Here is a 21,789-nt window from a genome sequence, read left to right on the forward strand (position 1 = left end):
CCACCACCACCGCTCCACCTCGACTTTGAAGGAAACCGTCATGCGTCGCACCGCACTTGCCGCTCTCTGCCTGGCCGCCGCGGCCACCGCCTCCCTCACCGGCTGTCTGCCCGGCGAGGACAAGGCCGACAGCAAGCCGAAGGGCCCGTTCGCCGGGCTGAGCGGCGGCGAGATAGCCGACCGGGCCGTGGAGGCCACCTCGAACGCCACGTCGCTGCGCATGAAGGGCGACATCGTGGACGACGACGGCAGCCGCATCGGCCTCGACATGGCCCTCGACAAGAAGGGCCGCTGCGCCGGCACGATGAGCGCCGACGGCGAGGGCGAGGCCGAGCTCCTGATGACCGGCGACACCCTCTACATGAAGTACGACGAGAAGTTCCTCCGCGCCCAGGACGAGGACGCGCCGAAGGAGGAGACCGACGGGGTCGTGGCCATGCTGGCCGGCAAGTGGACCAAGATGTCCGCGAAGGGTTCGGACGCCAAGGACATGGCCGCCTTCTGCGACCTCGATACCGTCCTCGCGGACTTCCAGGACGTCAACTCCGACGCCACCCGCGGCAGGACGACGACGGTCGACGGCACCCCGGCGATCGTCCTGCACGAGAAGGACGGCAAGGACACGTACACGCTGTCCGTCGCGACCAAGGGCAAGCCCTACCTGCTGAAGGTCGTCAACAAGTCCGCCAAGGACCCGGGCACGGTCACCTTCAGCGACTTCGACACCCCGGTCCCGGCGGAGACCCCCAAGGGCAAGGTCATAGACCTGGACGCCCTGGGCGGCTGACGCCCTGCGGGGGGGCGGGCGCGAAAGCCGGGCGCGCGAGCCCGGGAGGGGGGAGCCGGCGCGAGCCCGGGAGGGGGAGTCGGCGGGGCATGTCCACGGGGGGCATGCCCCGTCCGGCGTGCCCGACCGGCGGGGCGAGCCGCGGGACGACCGGCGGTTCGACGACCGGTGGCCCGACCGGCGGGACGCCTTCGTGCGCGTCTCAAAGAGCGTGCCGCACCCACACGTTGGGCTCGACGTACACCCCGTACCCGAGCGCCGGCTCGCAGTGCACCGGCACCAGCGCGCCGGGCACCTCGACCCGGCCCTCCTTGTCGAACGGCAGCCCCGTCCACTCCCGCCACTCGTCCAGCGACGCGGCGACGGTCATCGACGCCGGTGCCACCGCCTCGATGCGCCCGCCCGGACGTGGACCCGCAGCCACGGGTCGTGCGGCAGCCCGTCCTCGCGCGTCCGGAACGCGTACTCCTCCATCGGCGCCCACGGTTCCAGATGCTTCGCGCTCGGCCGCACCGGTGCGACGACCTCACCGAAGCCCTTGGCCCGGGCGTTGTCACGCATCGCCGAGAGCATCGTGCCGACAGGCCGGTGCCCTGCGCGTGCGGGGCGACGACGATCGAGATGGCGCTGACGGTGTCGGGGACGACACCCCGGCGCAGGTCCCCGAACGCCCACACCAGCACCTCGTCCCAGCCCCGGGCCGGCAGCGCGGCCGGGCCCTCGTCCCCGAGGGCGAACGGCACGCTGTAGGCGTGCGCGACCACATCGCCGCCCTCGTCCTCGGCGAACAGCACGTACTCCGGCAGCTCCCTGGCGATCTGGCCGTAGTGCGCGTTGCCGACGAGGTCGTTGCGTATGAACTCGGGCCAGGTGTCGGCCATCCCCACCACCGCGTCGTACCTCTCAGGACGCTCGGCGAGGCTCGCGATTCTCAGCACCATGGCGGACACGGTAGGCACCGCACCGGCCTCGGTGAAACCGCTTTTCCCGCTTCGGACCGCCCCGCACGGACCACACGGAACCGCATGGCACCGCACGGACCGCACGGACCGCACGGCACCGCGAAGCACCGCACCGCACCCTGCCGGAACGCCTCCGTCAGTCCGCGTGGAACCGGCTCGGCGCCCGCGTCGGCGTCCCGCCCGTGGGGAGCTTCTGCCCCGGGCAGGTGGCCAGCACCTTCTTCATCGCGGCCTTCTCCGCGTCGGTGACCCACAGCTCATACTTCTTCTTCACGGCCACCTGCCGCGCCACGTACGTGCAGCGGTACGCCTTGTGGGGCGGGAGCCAGGTCGCGGTGTCCCCGTCACCCTTGCTGCGATTGCGGCTGGCGTCGACGGCGAGGAGGTTCAGCGGGTCGTTGGCCAGTGCTATCCGCTTGCTCGCGTCCCACTTCCCGGCGCCCTTCTGCCAGGCGTCCGACAGTGCGACGAGATGGTCTATGTCGACCTCGCTGCGCCCGCCGCGTATGAAGGTGACGTCCTTGTCGGTGTACGGGTCGGGAGCGAGCGTCCCCCTTTTCACACTGCAGTCGCCGTCGCTGAACTGCACGTCCTTCAGGTCCCGTTTGAGGATGTCGTCGCGGGTGTCGCAGCCGTTCGAGTCGGTGTCGGCCCACGCGGTGCCGAACTTGTCGCGGTCGTACCCCGTCTTGGGTGCCCTCCCCTTGACGGTCAGTGAGTCGACCGCGGTGAGGGCGGCTCCGCCCGCGGCCGCCGGCTCCTGAGGTCCGGCGGCACCGGTCGTCTCCGCGGTACAGCCGGTCGCGGCGAGCAGCAGGGCCGCGACGCCTGCGGTCCTGGTCCAGAACGTCACGGGCGCTCCTTCTTCTTGCTTGCCCATGCCCGCCTTACGGGGGCGATCTTCCTGCATCTCACCGTACTGGCCCGGAGGTTGGGAAAGAACGGCGCGAAAGGTACGTATAGGGACTTTGGTGAGCAAGTGGCGCACACCGGCGTGACGGGGGTGGTGCGCCCCCCGGGTCCCCCACTCCCCTACTCCCGGGCTTCCGGGCTTCCGGGTTCCCGGGTTCCCGAAAACCGGCTGTCCCGTATCGAGCCCCTCACACCTTCCCGATTCCCAGTGTCGTCTCCGACGGCAGGAGCCCCGATTCGAGGACCGCGACCCAGAACTCGCCGAGCAGATCGGCGAGTCGGCCGGTCACCGCGGGCCCCAGAGCCCGCCAGGGAGCGGCGGCCAGTTCGTCGGTGTGGCGCTCCACCGACGAGCGGAGGGCACGGCCGGCGTCCGTGGCGATGCCGTCCCCGCCCAACAGCCCACGGGCGACGAGCCGTTCACCGGCGTCCGACCACTCCCGCGCACTCCACCCCCGGCTCCCGAACCGCTCCGCGGAAGCGGCACCGATCGCCGCGAACGAGACGAGCGACTCGACGGGATCGAGACCGGCGACGAGCAGCGCGGCGAGGTGGCCGTCACCGCGGTGCTCGCGCAATATCGTCGCCGCGTGCCACAGCTGCCGATGCGGTGATTCCGGCCAGGGCAGACCGGAGTTGGCGGCGGCGAGGGGCCGCCCGGCCAGGTCGGCGGCCTCCGCCGCCCGGCGGGCAAGAGCGGCAGCTTCGGCCAGCTCAGGACTGTCGACGCGGTCGCCGAATATCGCCCGGTAGGCCCGGTCGATGCCCCGCCCCCGGGCCTCGACGACAGCCTCGGGGCTCGCGATGCCCCACGCCGGGTCCATGTGTTCGGCGACCATGCGCGGACTGAAGCTGTAGAAGGCGGAGGCGACCCGCCCGCTTCCGACGGCGCCCAACGGGGCGGCCCGCAGCGGGAAGTAGCTCGGCCAGCGCTCCCCCACGTCGAACCCGAGCGCGGCCGCCTCCTCGGATACCTCCGGCGCGTAATACAGCACGGCGTGCAGCGGCTCGATCAGATGCCACATCTGCCGCACCCTGCCGAGCTCCACCTCGCCAGCACCCCCGTCCCCGACCCCAGCACTCGACCTCGCCCCACCGACCTCAGCAGACATGGCACATCCCCCTGACCCGTTCCCGAACACCCGAAAACTTGACACTGCCTAGATTGCCCGCCATCATCGAACTTGTCAATGACTAGATTCGGCATAGGCGGCCACCAGCCGACCAGTTGAGGAGCAGCCCCATGTCCGTCGGCCGTCGCGCCTACCACCACGGTGATCTGCGTCGCGCGATCCTGACCGCCGCGCTCGACGTCATCTCCGCCGAGGGACCGTCCGCGCTGAGCCTGCGCGACCTCGCCCGTCGCGCGGGCGTCTCGCACGCGGCGCCGGCCCACCACTTCAAGGACCGCACGGGCCTGCTCACGGCCATCGCGGCGGAGGGGTACGGGCTACTGGCGGCCACACTCACCGACGCCGCGGACCTGCGCGAGGCGGGCGTCCGCTACGTACGCTTCGCGCGCGAACACCCCGCGCATTTCCAGGTGATGTTCACACCGGAGCTGCTGCGCGAGAACGACCTGGAGCTGACGACGGCCAGAGCCCTGGCGGGCGAGACCCTGCGCAACGCGGTCTCCGCCGTCCCTTCGGAGGGCCGGGGCACCGACGCCCGCCTCGCGGGCATCGCCGCCTGGTCCCTGGCCCACGGCTTCGCCACCCTCCTCCTGAGCCACAACCTGACCGGCCCGATGGGCGACCAGGACCCGGAGGAGGTGTTCCATGAACTCACGGGCCTGCTGTTCCGGTCCGGTTGACCGTCACCGTTCACAGCACGGGAGTCACCGGCGGCACCACGCTCACCGGCTCCGGATGTCGCACCAGCCACTCCTGGAACTCGCGGTGGCGGAACTGGTAGGCGAGCCCGGACGTACGCATGAGTCCCGCATCGGTGGCCCACGTGAGGAATCTGGCCAGCCGAAGAGGTACCTGCCTGCGGTACACCAGCAGGTAGGCGAGGTATTCGAGCTGTCCCGGCATCTTCGCCGCGGCGACCAGCCCGGCACTGCTCGCCATCAGCCACGCGGCCGGAGTCATCCCTCCGTCAACGACGAACAGCGTCGCTACAAGAGCGGTCGTACCGAGAATGGGGATACCCGACCGGATCACCCCGAACGGCCCGGTCGCCGCCCTGTCGATCCACGATGCCGCCCCGTTGACGCAGAACAGAACAACAAACGGCGAGGTCAGCGCCAGGATCCGCACAGGCATCCAGTCGGTGTACAGGCTCATGAGGACGACCCACAGCGCAAGAGCTGTCAAAGAAAGCACCGAAGCACAGGACATCCCGCGCAGGAAGAGACGGAACCCGAGTCTCCAAAGACCGGAACCCAGGGGTGGCGCTCCCCAGGTCAGCGGAGCGATCAGGCGCCTTCCGGTCATCTCGTTCAGGACGACCAGAGCCGGAACCAGGAGAATGTCGGCCCAAGCCATGGGGGTGCTCGCCGTCGCCGACCAGGCCACCCACGCGATCACCGCCATCAGTGCGACCGTCACGCTCCGACACACCACCCGAACCGCCGCCCCGCCTTGCCGCGAGCCGAGTTCCAGCAGCAGGATGTCCGTCTCGGCCGAAGCCCCGGCGCCCAACTGCACCGCGAGCGTGTGCAGCCAACGATGGACGTCGCCCTGCCTGTAGCGCCCCGGAGCCTTGGGCGTGATGCGGTCGGCCGACTCGATGTAGCGGCTCAACAGAACATCCGCCACCTCGCTCTCGGCCGAGAGACCGTTGAGTTCCCTCGGGTCGCACCCTCGTTCATAGACGGTCGCCGCCAAGGTCAGGCGCCACGGTGTGGACAGCGACCGCGCCAGCACACCCTCCGGTTCGGCACGCAGTTCGTCCAGCACCGGCTGCCACAGTGCCGGCCGTCGGGCAGCGCCACGAAGCTCCAGGAAGTCAGCGGTCCGCTCCGGTGTGACCGGTTCGATCTCGATGCGCGCGGCATCCAGTATGTGGCTGTCGGCGGCTTCCAGGGCGTCGTACTGCTTGGCACGACAGGTCAGTACGAGCGGTGCCGGATCCGTACCCTCCTGGTGGCGGGCCAGGGCCGCGAGAGCCTGTTGAGCCCGTGATCGCTCAACCGGGACGTCCGCGGCATCCATCTCGTCGAGGCCGTCCAGAACCGGGAGCACCAAACGCGAATCCACGAGGAGGTCGGCGGATCGCGGGTGCAGGCCGTAGTCACTCCGCAGATGCCGGGCCATCCAGTCGGTCAGCCGCTCGTCCTCGTCCCAGTCGGCCAGTGCCATCAGTACCGGTACGGGTTCTCGGTCCGTGCGGACCCTGAGCAGTTCCATCACCAGTTTCCGGGCGAGTACCGTCTTGCCCGCTCCGGCTTCCCCGGTGATGACCAGACGTCGCGGGCGAAGCGCCCTGTAGTCCTCCACGGCCCGGGCCAGTTGGCCTGCCGGTGTCGGCGGGAGCAGGGCCGCACGCGCGCTCCCGTAAGGGCGGAATCGGAACGTGACGTCGATCGCGGTCAGATCGCCACCCAGGCTGGACGCCCACTGGATCTCTCCGGCGGACCGCACCTCACGCACGAGCCGTGCCACGGCCGCGGTCTCGTCCTCGTGGGCACCGGGGCTCGGCCATAGCGCTGCCGCCCAGGTGACCAGCCCGACAAGCGCCACCGCCATCGCCGTCAGGTCGGTGCGCTCCGACAATTCCAGGGCACCCTCGTCCGCGGAGAGCGCCCACCCCAACCCGCCGATCACGAGCAGGGAGCCACCCGAGCCCAGGGCCCATCGCCGCAGAACCCGACTTCCGCGCTCCCCGGCCGCCATGCCGGTATTTTCCCCGCCACGGGCAGGGCGCGTCCGGACTTCGGCCCGGAACACGGCCCTGCCGTGACATCACGTCAGGCTCGCGGTGCCCCTCGGGGGCTCGGGGCGCCCTTCCACGACCCCGGAGAAGAGACTACGACCCCAGAATCGAAGCCAGGAACTCCCCCGTCCATCCCAGCAACTCCCGCCCGACCAGCGGTTTGCCGCCGATCTTTGCCGTTTTGGGGCGTGGGACCAGGACCTGGTGGGCGGACGGCTTGATGACGGTGCCCGGGTACAGGCGCTGGAGTCGCAGCTCCTGCGACTCCCTCAGTTCCACCGGGGCGAAGCGGATGTTGTTGCCCTGGAGGACGACCTCGCCGACGCCGCACGCGCGCGCGAGCATCCGCAGTCCGGCCACCAGGAGCAGGTTCTCCACCGGCTCGGGCAGCTTTCCGTAACGGTCGACGAGTTCCTCGCGTACGGCCTTGATGTCGTCCTCGGAGTTGACCGAGGCGATCGCGCGGTACGCCTGGAGGCGCAGCCGCTCGCCCGGGGCGTAGTCGTGCGGGACGTGCGCGTCGACCGGCAGCTCGATCTTGACCTCCAGCGGCGCCTCCTCCACGACACCGCCCTCCATGGAGGCGCGGTAGTCCGCGACGGCCTCGCCCACCATGCGTACGTAGAGGTCGAAACCGACTCCGGCGATGTGGCCCGACTGCTCGCCGCCCAGCAGGTTTCCGGCGCCGCGGATCTCCAGGTCCTTCATCGCCACGTACATGCCCGCGCCCATCTCCGTGTGCTGGGCGATGGTCGCGAGGCGTTCGTGGGCCGTCTCCGTGAGCGGCTTCTCCGGCGGGTAGAGGAAGTAGGCGTAGCCGCGTTCGCGGCCACGGCCCACCCGGCCGCGCAGCTGGTGCAGTTGCGAGAGGCCGAAGTTGTCGCCGCGCTCCACGATCAGTGTGTTCGCGTTCGAGATGTCGATGCCCGACTCGACGATGGTCGTGGAGACGAGGACGTCGAACTTCTTCTCCCAGAAGTCGACGACGACCTGCTCCAGGGCCTGTTCGGTCATCTGGCCGTGGGCGGTGGCGATCCGCGCCTCCGGCACGATCTCACGCAGCCGGGCCGCGGCCCGGTCGATCGACTCGACCCGGTTGTGGATGTAGAAGACCTGGCCCTCGCGCAGCAGCTCCCTGCGGACCGCGGCGCCGATCTGCTTCTCCTCGTACGGGCCGACGAAGGTCAGGACCGGATGCCGTTCCTCCGGGGGTGTCGTGATCGTCGACATCTCGCGGATGCCGGTCACCGCCATCTCCAGGGTGCGCGGGATCGGGGTCGCGGACATCGTCAGTACGTCCACGTTCGCGCGCAGCTTCTTCAGCTGCTCCTTGTGCTCGACACCGAACCGCTGCTCCTCGTCGACGACGACAAGGCCCAGGTCCTTGAACTTGGTCTCCGAGGAGAACAGGCGGTGGGTGCCGATGACCACGTCCACCGAGCCCTCACGCAGCCCCTCCAGGGTCGCCTTCGCCTCGGTGTCGGACTGGAAGCGCGACAGGGCCCGTACGTTGACGGGGAACTGCGAGTAGCGCTCGCTGAACGTCCCGAAGTGCTGCTGCACCAGCAGCGTGGTGGGCACCAGGACGGCGACCTGCTTGCCGTCCTGGACCGCCTTGAAGGCCGCGCGGACCGCGATCTCCGTCTTGCCGTAACCGACGTCGCCGCAGATCAGCCGGTCCATCGGGACCGTCTTCTCCATGTCGTCCTTGACCTCGGCGATGGTCGTGAGCTGGTCGGGCGTCTCGGTGTACGGGAACGCGTCCTCCAGCTCGCGCTGCCAGGGCGTGTCGGCGCCGAAGGCGTGCCCGGGGGCCGCCATCCGGGCCGAGTACAGCCTGATCAGGTCCGCGGCGATCTCCTTGACGGCCTTCTTGGCGCGCGCCTTGGTCTTCGTCCAGTCGGCGCCGCCGAGGCGGTGCATCGTCGGGGCCTCGCCGCCCACGTACTTGGTGATCTGCTCCAGCTGGTCCGTGGGGATGTACAGCCGGTCGCCGGGCTGGCCGCGCTTGGCGGGCGCGTACTCGACGACCAGGTACTCGCGGGTCGCGCTCTGCACGGTCCGCTGGACCATCTCGATGTAGCGGCCGACGCCGTGCTGCTCGTGGACGATGTAGTCGCCCGTCTCCAGGGTCAGCGGGTCGATCGTCTTCCGGCGGCGGGCCGGCATCCGGGCGCCGTCCTTGCCGGCGGCCTTCTGCCCGGTGAGGTCGGTCTCGGTGAGCACGGCGAGCCTGAGCGCCGGGTCGACGAATCCGTAGTCGATCGAGCCGCAGGACACCTGCACGACCGAGGGGGCCAGCGTGCCGAGGTCCGACTCCAGGCGGGCCGCGATGCCCTCGCCGCCCAGCACCTCGACCGTACGCGCCGCCGGGCCGTGCGCCTCGGTGACGAACACCGTGCGCCAGCCGTCCGCGAGCCAGCCCTTGGTGTCCGCGAGGGCCTTCGCGGTGTCGCCGCGGTAGGTCTCGGGGGCGTGCATCCCGAGTTTCAGGGTGTCGGTGTCGAGTTCTTCGTCCGCCGCGAACTGCGACACCGACCACCACATCATGTCCAGCTCGCGGGCCCGCTCCCGGACGTCCGCGATGGACCACAGGGACGCCGCGTCGACGTCGATCGGGGCCTCGCCGCCGCCCGCCGTCGCCGCCCAGGACGCCTGGAGGAACTCCTGCGAGGTCGCCACCAGGTCAGCGGCGCGCGTACGCACCCGCTCCGGGTCGCACACCAGGGCCATGGACCCCTTGGGCAGTACGTCGATGAGCAGCTCCATGTCGTCGACGAGCACCGGAGCGAGGGATTCCATGCCCTCGACCGCGATGCCCTCGGCGATCTTCCCGAGCAGTTCGCCCAGCTCGGGGTGCTCCTCGGCGAGCGCCGCAGCCTTCGCCCGTACGTCGTCCGTGAGCAGCAGTTCCCGGCAGGGCGGCGCCCACAGGCCGTGCTCGGCGACCTCCAGGGACCGCTGGTCGGCGACCTTGAAGTAGCGGATCTCCTCGACGTCGTCGCCCCAGAACTCCACGCGCAGCGGGTGCTCCTCGGTGGGCGGGAAGACGTCCAGGATCCCGCCGCGTACGGCGAACTCGCCGCGCTTCTCCACCAGCTCCACCCGGGCGTACGCCGCTGCCGCCAGGCCCTTCACGATGTCGCCGAGGTCGGCGCTCTGGCCGGTCCGCAGGGCGACGGGTTCCAGGTCGCCCAGGCCCTTGACCTGGGGCTGGAGAACCGAGCGGACGGGGGCGACGACGACGGAGACCGGGCCGGTCTCGGGGTCGTCGGGGCGGGGGTGGGCGAGCCTGCGCAGGACGGCGATGCGGCGGCCCACGGTGTCGCTGCGCGGGGAGAGCCGTTCGTGGGGCAGGGTCTCCCAGGACGGGTACTCCACGACGGTGTCGGGCGGCAGGAGTGAGCGCAGGGCCGCCGCGAGGTCTTCGGCCTCTCGGCCGGTGGCCGTGACCGCGAGTACCGTGCGGCCCGCCTCCCTGGCCAGGGCCGCCACCGCGAAGGGCCTGGCGGCGGGTGGGCCGACCAGGTCCACGTGCATGCGGTTGCCGTCGCCGGCGGCCTTCACCGCTTCGGTGAGTGCGGCGTCCTTGACGACGGCGTCGAGCAGACCGTGCAGGCTCATGAAGGGTTTCCGTCCGAGGAGCTGGGGGTTGGGGGGGGTGGGGTGGGCAACGCGAGCCGCCCGACACGTCTGACGGGCCGGGGGTGTCCAGGGTACGACGCCGGGGTCCTCCCCGCCCGCCCCTGTGGACAGCGGGACCTTTTCCCGCCCCCGCCGCCCCTACCCTCCCCGTCACTGCATGGGGGCTCCGCCCCCTCGCCCCCGGTTGCGCAGTTCCCCGCGCCCCTAAGGGCCCAGATCCCGCCCCCACCGAACCCGCACGCAGCGAACAGCCCGGTGCCGCCGAGTCCGAAGACTCGGCGGCACCGGGCTCCCCCCGTTTCCCCCGACCCGCGCAGCTAGTCCGTCGCGATGGCGTTCAGGACGTTCATCCTGCCCGCCCTGAACGCCGGCACCAGCGCCGCGAACAGTCCCACGAACGCCGAGCCGATGAAGACTCCGATGATCGTCGGCCACGGGATGTCGAGGACCTTCAGGCCCTCCAGGGCCAGGAGCTTCTGGGCGGTGGCGCCCCAGCCCATGCCGAGACCCAGGCCCAGCAGCGCTCCGAAGAGGGCGATGACGACCGACTCCAGGCGGATCATGCGGCGCAGCTGGCGGCGGGAGAGGCCGATGGCGCGCATCAGGCCGATCTCGCGGGTCCGCTCGACGACCGAGAGGGCCAGGGTGTTCACGACGCCCAGGACCGCCACGATGATCGCGAGGGCCAGCAGGCCGTAGACCATGTTCAGGAGCTGGCCGATCTGGTCCTTGAGCTCCTGCTTGTAGTCGGTCTGGTCACGGACCTGGTACTGCGGGTACGCGTCCAGGGACTTCTTCAGGGAGGCGTACGCCGTCTTCTCCTGGCCGTCCTTGGCCGTGGCGAACATCATGTCGTTCGGCGGCATCTTGTCGGCCGGCAGGTACTGCTCCAGCGTGGTGATGTTCAGGTACCGCGAACCCTTGTCGAGGGCCGTGTCGTCGTTCGTGATCGCCGCGACCTTCAGCTTCGCGCTCTGCCCGCCCTTGAAGGCGACGGTCATCGTGTCGCCGACCTTCACACCGTGCTTGTCGGCGTAGAGGGAGCCGACCGACATCGCGTTCTTGCCGTACGCCGCCGCCAGGTCACCGGAGACCGTCTCGCGGCGCAGGTCACTGGCGTACGTCGGGTCGGCGGCCGTGACGTCGCTGTCCTCTGTCTTTCCGTCGGGCGAGGTCAGCTTCGCCTCGACGATCTTGTAGCTGGTGACGTGTTCCAGGCCGGGCGTGTCCTCGATGGCCTTCTGGGCCTGCGGGACGATCCGCTGGTTGCCCTGGACGATGAAGTCCGTGCCGACCGACTTGTCGAGTTCCTCCGTCGCGGAGGCGACCATCGAGGAGCCGACCACGGAGAGGCAGGCGACCAGCGCGAGGCCGATCATCAGGGCCGCTCCGGTGGCGCCGGTGCGGCGCGGGTTGCGCAGGGCGTTCCGTTCGGCGAGGCGGCCGACGGGGCCGAAGCCGCGCAGCAGGAACGCGCTGAGGAACCGGACCACGCCGCCCGCGAGGAGCGGGCCGATGATGACGAACCCGATCAGCGAGAGCACCACACCGATGCCCAGCATCGACGCGCCGTCGCTCGCCTTGTCGGCGCCGGCCGCGGTGAAGAGGGCGGCCCCTCCTGCGCCGGTGAGGAGCAGGCCGATCACGCCGCGGATCCAGCCGGCCTTGCCGTCGGCCGGCGTACCGGCGTCGCGCAGTGCGGCCATCGGGGAGACCTTGCCGGCGCGGCGGGCCGGCAGGTAGGCGGCGAGGACGGTGACGACGACGCCGAGGACCAGGCCGATGACCGGGGTCGCGGTCTTGACCGTCAGGTCGGCGGTGGAGAGGTTCATGCCGGCCATCGACATGAGCTTCATGAGGCCGACCGCGATACCGACACCGGCGGCGACGCCCAGGATCGAGCCCACGATGCCGAGGAACAGCGCCTCGATCAGCACGGACCGGTTGACCTGCTTGCGGGAGGAGCCGATGGCCCGCATCAGGCCGATCTCCCGGGTGCGCTGGGCGACCAGCATCGAGAAGGTGTTGATGATGAGGAAGATGCCGACGAGGAAGGCGATCCCGGCGAAGCCGAGCATGGCGTACTTGATGACGTTCATGAACTCGCCGATGCCTTCGCGGCTCTCGTCCGAGTACTCCTTCTGCGTCTGGACCTTGATCGTCCCGTCGGCCGCGGTGAGCTGCGCGGACACGTTCCGCTTGAGCTGCGCGTCGGTCACGCCGGCGGCGGCCGTGACGTTGACGTGGGTGAACCGGCCGGTGGAGCCGAGCAGTTCGCGCTGTGCGGTGGCGGTGTCGAAGTAGACGACGGCGGCACCGGGGTTGGTGATCTTGAAGGTGGCGATACCGACGATCTTCGCCTTGAAGTCACCGGTGACGGCGATCGTGCGCAGCTCGTCACCCATCTTGAGGTGGTGCTTGTCGGCGGTGTCCGCGTCGACCATCACCTCGGTGGGGCCGCGCGGGGCGTGTCCGGAGGTGATCTCCATCGAACGCAGGTCGTTCTTCGTCCAGTTGCCCGCGATCGTCGGGGCCCCGGTGCTCGACCCCATGTTCTTGTTGTCGCTGTTGACGACGGTCACGTTCATCGAACTGACCGCGCCCTCGGCCGACTTGGCGCCCTCCGCCTTGCCCGCCCGCTCGACGGCCGAGGCGGGCAGCGACTCCGGCTTGCCGTTCTGCGGGGTGTCGTCGGCCTCGGCCCCCTTCGGGGAGACCGTGACGTCGGGCGAGGTCGTCGCGAAGAGCTTGTCGAAGGTGGTGTTCATGGTGTCGGTGAAGACGAGCGTGCCGCACACGAACGCCACCGACAGCAGGACGGCGACGGCCGACAGGGCCATGCGTCCCTTGTGCGCGAAGAAGTTGCGCCTGGAGGTCTTGAAGACGGTCATGACGTGCGCCCCCGGGCGTCGAAGTCCTTCATGCGGTCGAGGACGGCGTCGGCGGTCGGCCGGAGCATCTCGTCGACGATCCGTCCGTCGGCCAGGTACAGCACGCGGTCCGCGTAGGAGGCGGCGACCGGGTCGTGCGTCACCATCACGATGGTCTGGCCCAGCTCGTCGACCGAGCGGCGCAGGAAGCCCAGTACCTCGGCGCCGGCGCGGGAGTCGAGGTTTCCGGTGGGCTCGTCACCGAAGATGATCTCGGGCCGCGCGGCCAGGGCGCGGGCCACGGCGACGCGCTGCTGCTGGCCGCCGGAGAGCTGGTTGGGCCGGTGCTTCAGCCGGGAGGCGAGCCCGACCGTCTCGACGACCTGGGCCAGCCACGCCTTGTCCGGCTTGCGCCCCGCGATGTCCATGGGGAGCGTGATGTTCTCCAGGGCGCTCAGCGTCGGCAGCAGGTTGAACGCCTGGAATATGAAGCCGATCCGGTCCCGGCGCAGCTGCGTGAGCTTCTTGTCCTTGAGCCCGGTGATCTCGGTCTCGTCCAGGTAGATCTTCCCGGCCGAGACGGTGTCGAGACCGGCGAGGCAGTGCATCAACGTGGACTTGCCGGACCCCGAGGGGCCCATGATCGCGGTGAAGCGACCTCGTGCGATGTCCACGTCGACCTGGTCGAGCGCGACGACCCGGGTCTCACCGGACCCGTACGCCTTCACGACCTGCCGTGCCCGCGCGGCAACGGCCGTACGCTCTCCAGTGCCCCCGTGCCTGGGAATGGTTACAGCCGATGTCACGGTATGTCTCCTAAGTCGGCCACTGACAAGTCAGTGACGGTCTGCGGTGTGTGAACTGCGAGTTGTGCTCTGCGCTGTGCAAGTTCGTCGTGCGGTGCGGCGGTGCGGTCACGCCGCCCGTTCACAGCCCTAAGTCTGGTGGCGGAGGGTGGTCCCCCGCGCTGGTGCCCAGCGCAGTCTTCTGCTGGGGAAAACCCCACCCCCGAAGGTGTGGGACCCACCCCCGAAGGTGCGGGACACCGCCCTGTGCACGCTCTGCGCATGCTCTGTGCAGGCCCTGCGCACCACGCTCAGCGGCATAAAGCCAGGTTAAGGACGGCACCCCCGCCGTCTCGTCCTCCGCCGGGACGAACCCTCCCCGAGACGGAGTACGGATCACCCCCTAGGGGCTGTCCACCCTCGGGAGGAGCCCCTCTCAGGGATGCCTCCGCCTCCGGGCGCACCCGGCATCCGCCCTCCCGCGACACGAGGCTCAAGTGGGAGAGTGGCCACGGCAGATAGGTGCAAGGGGAAGGAATCCTGTGGGCCAGGGGGACACCGAGATACCGGCCGTCACGGAGGACGGGCCCGCGTCGGCGCGGGCCGGGGCCCGCAGGCGCCGGGCCGTCGTCGCCTCCCTCATGCTCTGCATGGGTCTGGCCGCTCTCGACTCCACGATCGTGTCGACCGCCGTGCCGCAGATCGTCGGCGACCTCGGCGGCTTCTCCGTCTTCTCGTGGCTGTTCTCCGGCTACCTGCTCGCCGTGACCGTCACCCTGCCCGTCTACGGCAAGCTCTCCGACACCTTCGGCCGCAAGCCGGTCCTGATCGCCGGTTCGGTCCTCTTCCTCCTCGGCTCCCTGCTCTGCGCGCTCGCCTGGAACATGGCCGCACTGATCGCGTTCCGGATCGTCCAGGGCCTCGGCGGCGGCGCCCTCCAGGGCACGGTCCAGACGCTCGCCGCCGACCTCTACCCGCTCAAGCAGCGCCCGAAGATACAGGCGAAGCTGTCCACGGTGTGGGCCACCTCGGCGATCGCGGGCCCGGCGATCGGGGGACTGCTCGCCTCGTACGCCGACTGGCGCTGGATCTTCCTCATCAACCTGCCGCTCGGCGCGGTCGCCCTGTGGCTGCTCGTCCGCCATCTCCACGAGCCCGAGCGGGCCGCCCCCGCGCGCCGGCCGCGCGTCGACTGGGCGGGCGCGCTCACCGTCTTCGCCTGCGGTGGCGTACTCCTGACGGCCCTGGTGCAGGGCGGAGTGGCCTGGCCCTGGCTGTCGGCGCCCTCGACGGCGCTGTTCGGTACGGGACTCGCGCTCATCGGCGTCCTCGTACTCGTCGAGCGCCGGGCGGCCGAACCGATCATCCCCGGCTGGGTGTGGCGCCGTCGCACCATCGCCGCCGTGAACCTGGCGCTCGGCGCCCTGGGTCTGCTCATGGTCGCCCCGACCGTCTTCCTGCCCACGTACGCGCAGTCGGTGCTGGGGCTCACCCCCGTCGCCGCCGGATTCGTGCTCTCCGTATGGACGTTGAGCTGGCCGGTGTCGGCGGCCCTCAGCCAGCACGTCTACCGGCGGATCGGCTTCCGCAACACGGCGATGCTCGGCATCGGCACGGCCACGCTGATCCTGTTCGCCTTCCCCTTCCTCCCCTACCCAGGCGCCGCCTGGCAGCCCACCGTCCTGATGCTCCTGCTCGGCGGGGCGCTCGGACTCTTCCAACTCCCGCTGCTGATCGGCGTCCAGTCGACCGTCGACTGGGCGGAGCGCGGTACGACCACCGCCTCCGTCCTCTTCTGCCGGCAGACCGGCCAGACGGTCGGCGCCGCGCTCTTCGGCGCGGTCGCCAACGGTGTACTGGCCTCGCGGCTGGGCGGCGCGGGCGACCTCGACTCGGTGACCGCGTCCCTGGAGTCGGGCCTGCCGGCCGAACACGTACGCCGGGCGGTCGCGGAGGCGGTCCACGCCGTCTACTTCGGCGCGGCCTGCGCGGCGGCGCTCGCCTTCCTGGTCCTGCTGTTCGTGGCCCCGCGCCGCTTCCCGGTACTGAAGAGCCCCGGGGACTGAGCGGGGCCCGAGGATCGAGCGGGGCCCGGGGGTCGGGCAGCCGAGCAGAACTTCTGAGGCGTCACTTCTCCCGGTCGAACCAGGCCGTGGTCTCCGGCAGGAACAGCAGCACCATCACCGGCAGCCCGAGCGCGATGCGCAGTGCGGCGTCCAGGAACTCCCCCGGCGCCGTGGCCCCGGAGACCTGCTTGAACGACCCCACGACGACGAACAGCATCACCACGAACGTCGTGAGCCGCGTGCCGTTGCGCGCACCGCCGTCGTACGTCAGGGCGAGCAGCGCACACACCCAGATCAGGAGCCACGGAGCGATCATGTTCCCCACCCCGTAGGACGACAGCCCGCCCGACAGGGCGAGCATGACGACGAGCCCCACGAACGCCAGCGCGAACAACAGCAGTTGCGCCGCACGCGCCTGCCGGGGCATCACGGATTCACGTACGTCACTCATCGGTTCCCCCTGGTGGAAAAGCGCGCCCTCGCGGCGCCCCAGGATATTTCACGCGCCACCCGGGACCGGCGCGCGGGTTAACGCGGGTAACACCCGAGGTCAGCGAAGTAAGCGCGTACCGACCAATCAGTTTGTCGAAACCCTCGCTTTGCTCGGCTACCTGCAAGTAACGTGCGTCCACGCTCACCCCCCGCTCCCTGCGGCCCAGTCCGGGCCCGAGCCACGCAAGGAGAACCGGGATGTCTTACGACACGTCCCCGTCGTACCCCGTTCCACCGCACCGTCCGTCCCATCCACCGCCGCACCCACCGCCGCACAACTCGTCCCCGTCCTACTCCACCTACCCCACCTGGGAACCGCAGCAGCCGGAGCCCGGGGCCGGTGGGCCGCACCGGTCCCGGCACAGCGCGCTCGGGCAGCACAGCGACATGCGCGTCCTGCGTTCCGCGTACCGGTGGCAGCGGCGGGTGGCCACCCTGACCGCGCTCGGCTACTTCACGCTGTTCCTCGTCCTGTCGGCGTCCGCGCCCTCGCTGATGACGGGCGAGGTCACCGAGGGCCTGACCGTCGGTCTGCTCCTCGGCCTGATCCAGGTCCCCGTCACCGGCGCGGCAATCGGACTGTACGAGTACACCGCCCGCAGGACCGTCGACCCGATCGCCGAACGGCTCAGGAAGCAGGCCGAGCTGGACACCAAGCGCGCGGAGGCACACCGGTGACCGGCTTCAGCAGTTCCGCCCAGGCGATGTCCCTGGTGGCGTTCACCGTCGTGGCCACCATCACCCTGCTGCTCTGTGTGATGACCGGCCCCGACCGGGACGACCTCGACGAGTTCTACACCGGCTACGGCAGCCTCTCCCCCATGCGCAACGGCCTCGCCATCGCCGGTGACTACATCTCCGCCGCCACGGTCCTCGGCACCGGCGGCGTGATCGCGCTCTTCGGGTACGACGGGGTCGTACTCGCCCTGAGCACCGCCCTGTCCCTCATGCTCCTGATGTTCCTGCTGGCCGAACCCCTGCGCAACGCGGGCCGGTTCACCATGGGCGACGCCCTCGCCCGGCGCATGCCCGGCCGGGCGGTACGCATCACCGCGTGCGCGGCGACCCTGCTGGCCCTGCTCCCGCTGATGCTCGTACAACTGGCGGGCACCGGCGACCTGGTGGCGTTCATCCTCGGCTTCTCCAACGAGGGCCTGAAGACGGGCTGCATCGTCGGCCTGGGCCTCCTGATGATCAGCTACGCGGCGATCGGCGGAATGAAGGGCACCGCGCTGATCCAGATCCTGAAGATCGTGATGCTGCTCGGCTCCGGCGCCGTCGTCGCCGTGCTCATCCTCAACAAGTTCGACTGGAACCTCGGCGCTCTCTTCGGCCAGGCCGCCCGCAACAGCGGCGCGGGATCCGGGTTCCTCAGCTCCGGCCTGCAGTTCTCGACCGGCCCCAGCCCCCGCCTCGACATGATCAGCGCACAGCTGACGGTGGTGCTGGGCGGAGCCTGTCTGCCGCACATCACCATGCGCATGTACACGGCGGGCAGCGCCCGCCAGGTGCGCCGTTCGATGTCCTGGGCGGTGCCGGCCGTGGCCCTGTTCGTCCTCGTCATCACGGTCGTCGGCTTCGGCGCGACGGCCTTGATCGGACGGGAGGCGATCGCGGGCGCGGACCCGCAGGGCAACACGGCGTACCTGATGGGTTCCCGGGCCGCGTTCGGGGCGGACGTCTCCACCGCGGAGACGTTCCTCTTCACCACCGTGACCGCCGCGCTCTTCCTGACCCTGCTCGCCTCCGTCGCCGGCATGATCCTCGCCTGCGCCAACTCCCTAGCCCACGACGTCTTCGCCCACCGCAAGGAACAGCTCACCCCGCGCCGCGAGATGACGCTGGCCCGGGCGTCCGCGGCGGCCGTCGGCCTCCCGGCGATCGTGCTGGCCACGCTCGTCCAGCACCACAGCCTGCAGCCACTGGTCACGCTGTCGTTCTGCCTGGGCGCCTCGGCCATCGCGCCCGCGCTGGTCTACAGCCTCTTCTGGCGCCGGTACACCAAGGCCGGGCTGCTGTGCACGCTCATCGGCGGCTCACTCGGCACGCTCATCCTGATGACCGGCACGAACCTCGTCTCCGGCTCGCCCATCTCCGCGTTCCCCGACCACGACTTCACCTGGTTCCCGTTCACCACGACCGGCATCGTCTCCATCCCGCTGGGCTTCGCCCTCGGCTGGCTCGGCACGGTCGCCTCGGGCCGGCGGAAGGCGGAGGAACACCGGAGGCGGTACGAGGCGGTGGAGGGGCTGATCCTCGCGGGGGCGATGCGCAAGGGGTGAGCGTGACCGCGGGGCGCGGGCGGCGCGGGTCGGCGGGCCGGCCTTTGCGGACCCGTACGGGTTTGTCGCGTGGTTCCTCGCGGCCCCTGAAGTGAGGGGCGCGATGTCCCGTGCGGGTCGGCGAGGGCTGAGCTGCGCAGTTCCCCGCGCCCCTGAGATGAGCAGCCCGATATCCCGTGCGGGTCCGCGAGGGCTGAGCTGCGCAGTTCCCCGCGCCCCTCAGAAGCGGGGCTTCGCCCCGGCTTTTGCCCCTTCAGGGGCGCGGGCTACTCCGCCGCCGCCCGGCCCGTCAGTGCCGCGAGGCTGCTGCGGACGTGGTCCATGTGGGCCTGTACCTCGTCCCACCGCTCGCCGTGTTCCCGCAGCACCCGTTCCGTCTCGCGGGCCACGCGTTCCTCCCGGACCCGGGCCTCGGCGAGGAGTTCGGCGGCGCGGGCGTCCGCGTCCTCCTGGAGGTGGCGGGCCGCCTCCCGCGCCTCGGCCAGTTCCCGGCCCGCCAGGGCCACGCTCTCCTCGGCGCGCGCGACGAGTTCCTCGTGGCGCGCGTCGAGCGCGGCCTCCCGCTCGGCGGCCTCGCACCCGGCCCGTTCCCAGCGTTCGGCGTGCTCCTTCTCCTGCTCGGCGATGAGGTTCTCGCCGCGCCGCCGCGTCTCGCGCAGCGCGGCCAGGGCCTCACCACGGCCCTCCTTCACCTCGCGCCGCGCGGAGATCCGCATCTCGTCGGCCTCGGCCTGCGCGGCCAGCAGCCGGTGCCGGGCCCGGTCGTCGGCCTCGCCCCGTACCTCGTCCGCGTCCGCCCGCGCGGCCTCGCGCACCCTTTCGGCCGCCTCCCGTGCCTCGTCCACGGTCCGGCGCGCCTGCCGCAGCGCGTCCTCGCGCAGCGCCGCGGCCTCCTCCTCGCCCAGCTCGAAGAGCCGCCGGGCCCGGTCGCCGAGCGTCTCGTACGTCTGGGGGGCGAGCGCCGTCACGACCTCGCGCAGCCGCAGCGACTCGGCTTCCATCTCCCTGGCCAGTACGGTCAGCCGCGCGGCTCGCTCCCAGGCGGCGTCGCGCCCCGCCGAGAGCTCCGCGGCGTACGCGTCGACCTGCGCCGGGCGGTAACCACGCCCCCGTACGGTTTCGAAGCCCGGAGACGACACCGAGGACACCGACGACACCGATGAGCTGCTCATGCCGCTCATCTTGGTGGATCAGACGGAAGTGTTCATAACGCGACACTCCGCACATTCCGCGACCCGATGCGGGCCGGCCTGATCCCGGACAGACAGGTCCCGGACAGACAGGTCCCGGACAGGGACGGATCCCGGACAGACGGGAGGGCCTGGCCCGGTCGGTCGACCGGGCCAGGCCCTCCCCCTCCGCTCGGCTTCGGTGCCGGTCCGTCAGAGCAGTCCGTCCCACATCTGCTCCAGCAGCACCGACCACCAGCTCTCCGGCGACCCGAGGGCCGCCGGATCGATCGCGGCCAACTGCGCCTGGAAATCGACGGTCCAGCGCCCCGCCTGCTCCTGGTTGAGCCCGAACCGAAGACGCCACATACGGCCCAGCAGCGCGAGCGAGCGCGCGAACTCGGGCAGCCCCGTGTTCACGAACTGCGGCGGTACGGGAGCACCGCCCGGGCCCGCCTCCACCGGCACGGCCACGATGTTCGCGGTCCCGTACTGGACACAGATCGCCTTGCCGAAGTCGCTGCCCATGACGAGGTACGAACCCGCGTCCGCGCCCGGCTGGATGCCGCGCTCCTGCGCCAGTTCGGCGAGCGTGGGCACCGGACGGCCCGGCTGGGCCTGCGCCCAGAAGAACGGGTTCATGTCGACGGGCAGCCCGGCCACCACCAGGGTGTGCGCCACGATCGGCGGTACGCCCTGCCGGGACACCGCCGCCTGGTCGAACCGGAACAGACCGGGCCCGAAGGCCGCCGCCAGCTCCTGCCCGATCGCCTCCGGCGGGATCGGCGGCGCCGACTGCACCGGCGGCAGCGGCGCCCGGACCGGACCGGGCCTCGCCGGACCGTCCGCGACCTGGTGCAGCTCACCCTGGTGCGCGAGCAGTTGCGCCATGCCCTGCTGACGGCTCGCGTGGTCGGTGCCGTACGAGGCGATGCTCGTGATCCGCGCCTGCGGCCAGCTCTCCCGGATCATCCGCGCGCAGTACGCGCCCGGCAGCTCGCAGGACTCCAGCTCCGTGTGCAGCTCAAGGACCTGCTGCGGCGGCACGTTCATCGCCCGCAGCTCGTGCAGGATCTGCCACTCCGGGTGCGGGGTGCCCGGCGCGGACCGCCGGATCAGCTGCTGCTCGCTGCCGTCCTGGGCGCGGTAGCGCAGCACCGCCTGATAGCCGGGGCCGACGGTGGGCTGGGCGTGCTGCGGATAGCCGTAGGCCGGAGGTTGCTGACCGGGGCCGGGCTGGCCGGGCCCGGGCTGACCGGGCATCGGCTGGCCCGGGAAGGGCTGCTGCTGTCCCGGGAACGGCTGCCGACCACCCGTGTGCGGGGCGGGCGGCGGCATGCCGGGGCCACCGGGAGGCCTACCGGGCGCACCGGGCGCGGGCGGCGGGGGCGGAGCCGTACCGGGACCACCGACCGGCGGACCGGCCAGCATGGTCGCGGCATGGTGCACACCACCGGGCGGCGTACCACCCGGAGTCCCGGGACCGCCAGGACCGCCCGGGGCACCGGGCGCACCAGGAGCGCCGGGAGCACCCGGAGCGCCCGGAGCGCCCGGAGGCTGCGGAGCACCGGGGCCACCGACCGCGGGACCGGCGAGCACGGTCGCGGCATGGTGGACGCCACCGGACCCGCCGGAACCACCGGAGGAGCCCGGAGAGCCGGGAGCACCCGGGGCGTTGGGCGCACCGGGAGGCTGCGGAGCCCCCGGACCACCCGGACCGCCCGGACCACCCTGCGCACCCGGCACCTCCGGCCCGTCCGGGCCGAGCTGCGAGACGAACTGCGTCGGTACGTATCCACCGGCCGGTACGCCCGGCGCACCGGGCCCGGACGCCGGAGCGGGACCGCCGGGAGGAGGACCGCCCGGCCGCGCACCCGGCGTACCGGGCGCCCCGGGAGGCGGCGGCGTACCGGGCGCCTTCGCGCCCCGCGCGCCACGCG

General features: G+C 71.1%; 14 protein-coding genes and 1 pseudogene. 5 read left to right on the forward strand and 10 right to left on the reverse strand.

Annotation, left to right across the window (positions count from 1 at the left end; translation table 11 throughout):
- Positions 1-40 precede the first annotated feature (40 nt).
- Positions 41-787 carry a hypothetical protein gene (locus tag IE278_RS07025; protein ID WP_189769801.1) on the forward strand — a complete coding sequence of 249 codons (747 nt, stop codon included), beginning with the start codon at positions 41-43 and terminating at the stop codon, positions 785-787.
- 202 nt (positions 788-989) lie between these two features.
- Here the strand turns inward: IE278_RS07025 and IE278_RS07030 are convergent.
- The 3 genes and pseudogenes from IE278_RS07030 to IE278_RS07040 form a co-directional block, all read right to left on the reverse strand.
- Positions 990-1,728, reverse strand: a pseudogene (locus tag IE278_RS07030) (N-acetyltransferase).
- 157 nt (positions 1,729-1,885) lie between these two features.
- Positions 1,886-2,602, reverse strand: a complete 717-nt coding sequence (locus IE278_RS07035; RefSeq protein ID WP_246570051.1) for an HNH endonuclease family protein — start codon at positions 2,600-2,602, stop codon at positions 1,886-1,888.
- A gap of 247 nt (positions 2,603-2,849) precedes the next feature.
- Positions 2,850-3,773 (reverse strand): SCO6745 family protein, encoded by a 924-nt coding sequence (locus tag IE278_RS07040; RefSeq protein ID WP_373311923.1) that lies wholly within the window; start codon positions 3,771-3,773, stop codon positions 2,850-2,852.
- A gap of 131 nt (positions 3,774-3,904) precedes the next feature.
- Here IE278_RS07040 and IE278_RS07045 point away from each other — a divergent pair, with 131 nt between their 5' ends.
- Positions 3,905-4,474 carry a TetR/AcrR family transcriptional regulator gene (locus IE278_RS07045; RefSeq protein ID WP_189769803.1) on the forward strand — a complete coding sequence of 190 codons (570 nt, stop codon included), beginning with the start codon at positions 3,905-3,907 and terminating at the stop codon, positions 4,472-4,474.
- A 10-nt stretch (positions 4,475-4,484) separates the two neighbouring features.
- Here IE278_RS07045 and IE278_RS07050 read toward each other — a convergent pair whose 3' ends face one another.
- From IE278_RS07050 to IE278_RS07065, 4 genes are all read right to left on the reverse strand, one after another.
- Complete coding sequence (locus tag IE278_RS07050; protein ID WP_189769804.1) at positions 4,485-6,554, reverse strand: NACHT domain-containing protein; 2,070 nt, start codon at positions 6,552-6,554, stop codon at positions 4,485-4,487.
- A gap of 79 nt (positions 6,555-6,633) precedes the next feature.
- Complete coding sequence (gene mfd, locus IE278_RS07055) at positions 6,634-10,164, reverse strand: transcription-repair coupling factor (protein WP_189769805.1); 3,531 nt, start codon at positions 10,162-10,164, stop codon at positions 6,634-6,636.
- 338 nt (positions 10,165-10,502) lie between these two features.
- On the reverse strand, positions 10,503-13,076 hold the full coding sequence (locus tag IE278_RS07060) for an ABC transporter permease (RefSeq protein ID WP_189769806.1): 2,574 nt from the start codon (positions 13,074-13,076) through the stop codon (positions 10,503-10,505).
- Complete coding sequence (locus IE278_RS07065) at positions 13,073-13,861, reverse strand: ABC transporter ATP-binding protein (protein ID WP_189769808.1); 789 nt, start codon at positions 13,859-13,861, stop codon at positions 13,073-13,075. The genes IE278_RS07060 and IE278_RS07065 overlap by 4 nt, the downstream gene beginning before the upstream one ends.
- A gap of 521 nt (positions 13,862-14,382) precedes the next feature.
- Between IE278_RS07065 and IE278_RS07070 the strand changes: the two genes are divergently transcribed.
- Positions 14,383-15,906, forward strand: coding sequence for an MFS transporter (locus IE278_RS07070; protein ID WP_373311924.1), 1,524 nt, complete (start codon positions 14,383-14,385; stop codon positions 15,904-15,906).
- A gap of 61 nt (positions 15,907-15,967) precedes the next feature.
- On the opposite strand, the gene IE278_RS07075 is transcribed toward IE278_RS07070, so the two are convergent.
- Positions 15,968-16,357 (reverse strand): hypothetical protein, encoded by a 390-nt coding sequence (locus tag IE278_RS07075; protein WP_189769809.1) that lies wholly within the window; start codon positions 16,355-16,357, stop codon positions 15,968-15,970.
- A 239-nt stretch (positions 16,358-16,596) separates the two neighbouring features.
- Between IE278_RS07075 and IE278_RS07080 the strand changes: the two genes are divergently transcribed.
- Positions 16,597-17,076 carry a DUF485 domain-containing protein gene (locus IE278_RS07080; protein WP_189769810.1) on the forward strand — a complete coding sequence of 160 codons (480 nt, stop codon included), beginning with the start codon at positions 16,597-16,599 and terminating at the stop codon, positions 17,074-17,076.
- Between the two features lie 26 nt (positions 17,077-17,102).
- Positions 17,103-18,680, forward strand: a complete 1,578-nt coding sequence (locus IE278_RS07085) for a sodium/solute symporter (protein WP_189769906.1) — start codon at positions 17,103-17,105, stop codon at positions 18,678-18,680.
- Positions 18,681-18,946: 266 nt separating this feature from the next.
- Here the strand turns inward: IE278_RS07085 and IE278_RS07090 are convergent, their stop codons facing one another.
- Together IE278_RS07090 and IE278_RS07095 are read right to left on the reverse strand one after the other, a co-directional pair.
- A complete protein-coding gene (locus IE278_RS07090; protein ID WP_189769811.1) occupies positions 18,947-19,852 on the reverse strand; it encodes a coiled-coil domain-containing protein in 906 nt (301 codons plus the stop codon).
- Positions 19,853-20,062: 210 nt separating this feature from the next.
- Positions 20,063-21,789, reverse strand: a 1,727-nt coding sequence (locus tag IE278_RS07095) for an SUKH-4 family immunity protein (protein WP_189769812.1), incomplete at its 5' end; no start/stop codon positions are given.

This window comes from Streptomyces tauricus (assembly GCF_014650955.1).
Classification (GTDB): domain Bacteria; phylum Actinomycetota; class Actinomycetes; order Streptomycetales; family Streptomycetaceae; genus Streptomyces; species Streptomyces tauricus.